Here is a 3,327-nt window from a genome sequence, read left to right on the forward strand (position 1 = left end):
CGGTGACCAGGACCCGGCCGGCGAGCCGGAGGAAGCCGCCGGGAAGGACGCGGCGGCGCGGCGGGGGCTCCAGCGGCGCAACCCCCGCCCCGCGGGCCGCCCCCCGCGGGGCAAAGCTCACGCTCTGAAAAAAGAGAGCGCTCTCACGCAACGCCGCGTAACCCGTTACGCTGTCCGTGCCGATCCCGGAACTTTTTGTTATCCGCGCGCGAAGGAGCCCTCACCGTGTCCGACCCGACGTTCGCCCGCCCCACTCTTGAGGAAGTCGCGGCGCGGGCCGGGGTGTCACGGGCGACGGCCTCGCGGGTGGTCAACGGGAGCGAGGGCGTACGGGCGCCGCTGGTCGAGCGGGTCCGCGCGGCCGTCGACGAACTCGGATACGTGCCCAACCAGGCGGCCCGCACCCTGGTCACCCGGCGCAACGGAGCGGTCGCCGTCGTGGTGGCCGAGCCCGAGTCCCGGTTCTTCGCCGACCCCTTCTTCGCCCAGCAGGTGCGCGGCATCAGCAAGGAGCTGACCGCGCACGACAACCAGCTGGTGCTGCTGCTGACCGAAGGCACCGCCGACTACGAGCGGGTGGGCCGCTATCTGGCCGGCGGGCACGTGGACGGCGCGCTGATCTTCTCGCTGCACGACGACGACTCGCTGCCGGTGATGGCCCGCAAGGCCGGGGTGGCGACCGTCATAGGCGGCCGTCCCAGCTGGTCGGACGATTCGGGGCCCAGCACGCTCTACGTGGACTGCGACAACCGCGGCGGCGCGCGCGACGCCGTGCGCCATCTGCTGAACCTCGGCCGCCGGCGCGTCGGGCACATCGCCGGCCCGCTGGACCAGACCGCCTCGATCGACCGGCTCGACGGCTTCCGCGATGTGCTGCCGGACATCGACCCGCTGCTGATCGCCGAGGGCGACTTCACCCCGGACGGCGGCTCGCGCGCCATGGAGCAGCTGCTGGAGCGGGTTCCCGACCTCGACGCGGTCTTCGTCGCCTCCGACGTGATGGCCTCGGGCGCGCTGCGGGTGCTGCGGCAGCGCGGGCTGCGGGTGCCGCAGGACGTGGCGGTGATCGGCTTCGACGACATCGTCTCGGTCGCCGAGTGGACCGACCCGCCGCTGACCACCATCCGGCAGGACATCGAGGAGATGGGCCGGATGATGGCGCGGCTGCTGCTGCGCGCCCTTGAGCCGTCCGCCGGCACCGACGGGGCGTCAGCCCTGGCGCCGATCGTCACCCCCACCCAGCTGGTGGTACGCGCCTCGGCCTGATCCGGGCGTACGCCGGAGGCCACCGGCGGTAGGCCGTACGGGCGTTCCGCCACCGGAGGGTGAAGCCGGTTCACCACCCTGTGGGTTGGAAACGTCAAGCAACGGGAAGGTCACGGTCAGGCAGCGAACGTAAGAGTGCGGTGAAGACCGCACCGGGAGACGAGGAGGACTGCCATGGCCTACTCCGTGATCCTCGGGATCGTGATCGTCGCACTGGTGGTGGTCGGCGTCATAGGTTCGTTCTGGAGCGCCGGCAGTCCGATCGCGGTGCGCCGCCGCCACGGTCGTGACGGCGGCGCCGGGTGACGCACCCGGGCTCGCAGGTGCGCGGGAGGCGGAGTGACGCCGCCCGCGCAGGCGCGGGACACCGGGTGACGGCGGTGCGTCAGACCGTCCTGCGGTGACCACCACCTCCGCCCCGCTTGCGCTGGTACATCTCACGGCCCGCCGCCGAACGCAGCTTCCACTCGCGCCGCATCTCGGCGCGCAGCCGCTGATCGGTGCGTGAGGCGATCCAGGCGTTCTCGCGCAGCAGCTTGCGGTAGCTGTCGAGCCGCCGGTGCGCGAGCGTGCCGTCGTCGAGCGCGGCGAGCACCGCGCAGCCCGGCTCCGCGTGGTGTGAGCAGTCCTGGAAGCGGCAGTCGGCGGCCAGTTGCCCGATCTCGGCGAAGACCTGGCCGACGCCGGCCTGCGCGTCCCACAGCCCGACACCGCGCAGCCCCGGCGTGTCGATGAGCACCCCGCCGTCCGGCAGCGCGAGCAGGTCACGGGTGGTCGTGGTGTGGCGGCCTTTGCCGTCCGCGTCCCTGGTGGCCCGCACCTCCTGCACCTCACGGCCCAGCAGGGCGTTGGCCAGCGTGGACTTGCCTGCTCCCGACTGGCCGAGCAGCGCCGCCGTGCCGCCGGTCAGCACGGCGGTCAGCGTGTCGAGCCCGGCGCCGGTGGCCGCGCTGACCACCAGCACCTGCACACCTGGCGCAGCGGCCTCGGCGTCGGCCAGCAGATGGGTGGTGTCGGCCAGGGTGTCCGCCTTGGTCAGCACCACCAGCGGCACGGCGCCGCTCTCCCAGGCCAGCGACAAGAAGCGCTCCAGCCGCCCGAGGTCGAGATCGGCCGCGAGCGACACGCAGACCACCACATGGTCGAGGTTGGCGGCCAGCACCTGGCCTTCGGAGCGCTTGGAGGAGGTGGAGCGTACGAAAGCGGTGCGCCGCGGCAGCAGCGTACGGACGAAGCGCGGGTCGCCGTCGCGGTCGACGGCCGCCCAGTCGCCGGTGCACACCACGCGCATCGGGTCGTTGGGCGTCACCAGCGAGGTGTCGGCCCGGATCAGGCCGTCCGCGGTCAAGAGGTCGCACATGCTGCGGTCCACCCGCACCACCCGCCCCGGCACCAGGCCCTGTGCCGCGTGCGGTGCGAACTCCGTCTCCCATACGTCGTCCCATCCGTAGGGCACGAGCGCATGCGAGGAGGCGTCACGAAAAGAGAAAGACAAGGGAAACCCTTCGAACGGGTGGCCCCGGCACCGCGCGCCCCGCGCGCGGAGAGAAGAAGGAAGAGGTCAGCCGGAGACCACGGGAGTGCGAGGCACGATCTGCTGAATGCGGGCAGCGCCCAGTGCAAAGACAGCCATCGGTCACACCTCCCTGGTCATCATCACGGCCGGCACGGCAGCCCTGACGGCTTCCGCGGCGAACACCTGGCACGGTAGCTCCTCCGCGCGCCGGCTGCCACTCATTTACCGCCGACGCACAGGGCATTGACAGTGATCAGGCCTTGCATGAGACTCCCCCGGAGAGCGCTCTCCGGCTTCATCAAGAGGTACACACCCCCCATGGAGATGCACATGAGCCTCCTGTCCCTCTTCCTGCGTGCCGTTCGGCGCAGAAGACCCCTGCTGGCCGCCCTGGTGGCGGCCGTTGTCGTAGTGGCCGGGGCGATCACCGCCACATCCGGCACCGCCAACGCCGCGCCTTCCCTGCTGTCGCAGGGCAGGACCGCGACGGCCTCGTCCACCGAGAACGCCGGGACCCCCGCCTCGGCAGCCGTCGACGGCAACAC

At 71.9% G+C, this 3,327-nt stretch carries 3 protein-coding genes and 1 pseudogene; 3 read left to right on the forward strand and 1 reads right to left on the reverse strand.

The window, feature by feature from the left end:
* The first annotated feature begins 225 nt into the window (after positions 1 to 225).
* Positions 226 to 1,266 (forward strand): LacI family DNA-binding transcriptional regulator, encoded by a 1,041-nt coding sequence (locus tag V7E46_RS33010; protein WP_333771848.1) that lies wholly within the window; start codon positions 226 to 228, stop codon positions 1,264 to 1,266.
* A gap of 174 nt (positions 1,267 to 1,440) precedes the next feature.
* Complete coding sequence (locus V7E46_RS33015; RefSeq protein WP_329173705.1) at positions 1,441 to 1,572, forward strand: hypothetical protein; 132 nt, start codon at positions 1,441 to 1,443, stop codon at positions 1,570 to 1,572.
* Between the two features lie 79 nt (positions 1,573 to 1,651).
* Here the strand turns inward: V7E46_RS33015 and rsgA are convergent, their stop codons facing one another.
* Positions 1,652 to 2,761, reverse strand: a complete 1,110-nt coding sequence (rsgA, locus tag V7E46_RS33020) for a ribosome small subunit-dependent GTPase A (protein ID WP_443054424.1) — start codon at positions 2,759 to 2,761, stop codon at positions 1,652 to 1,654.
* Positions 2,762 to 3,112: 351 nt separating this feature from the next.
* On the opposite strand from rsgA, the pseudogene V7E46_RS33025 reads away from it, so the two are divergent.
* A pseudogene (locus V7E46_RS33025) lies at positions 3,113 to 3,327 on the forward strand (hypothetical protein); the annotation flags it as partial.

The organism is Streptomyces sp. IBSBF 2435 (genome assembly GCF_036815005.1).
In the GTDB taxonomy this organism is placed as follows: Bacteria; Actinomycetota; Actinomycetes; order Streptomycetales; family Streptomycetaceae; genus Actinacidiphila.

Bases quoted from the DNA above. Each gene is read 5' to 3' on its own strand.
- V7E46_RS33015 (WP_329173705.1), top strand. From the start codon at position 1,441: ATGGCCTACTCCGTGATCCTCGGGATCGTGATCGTCGCACTGGTGGTG.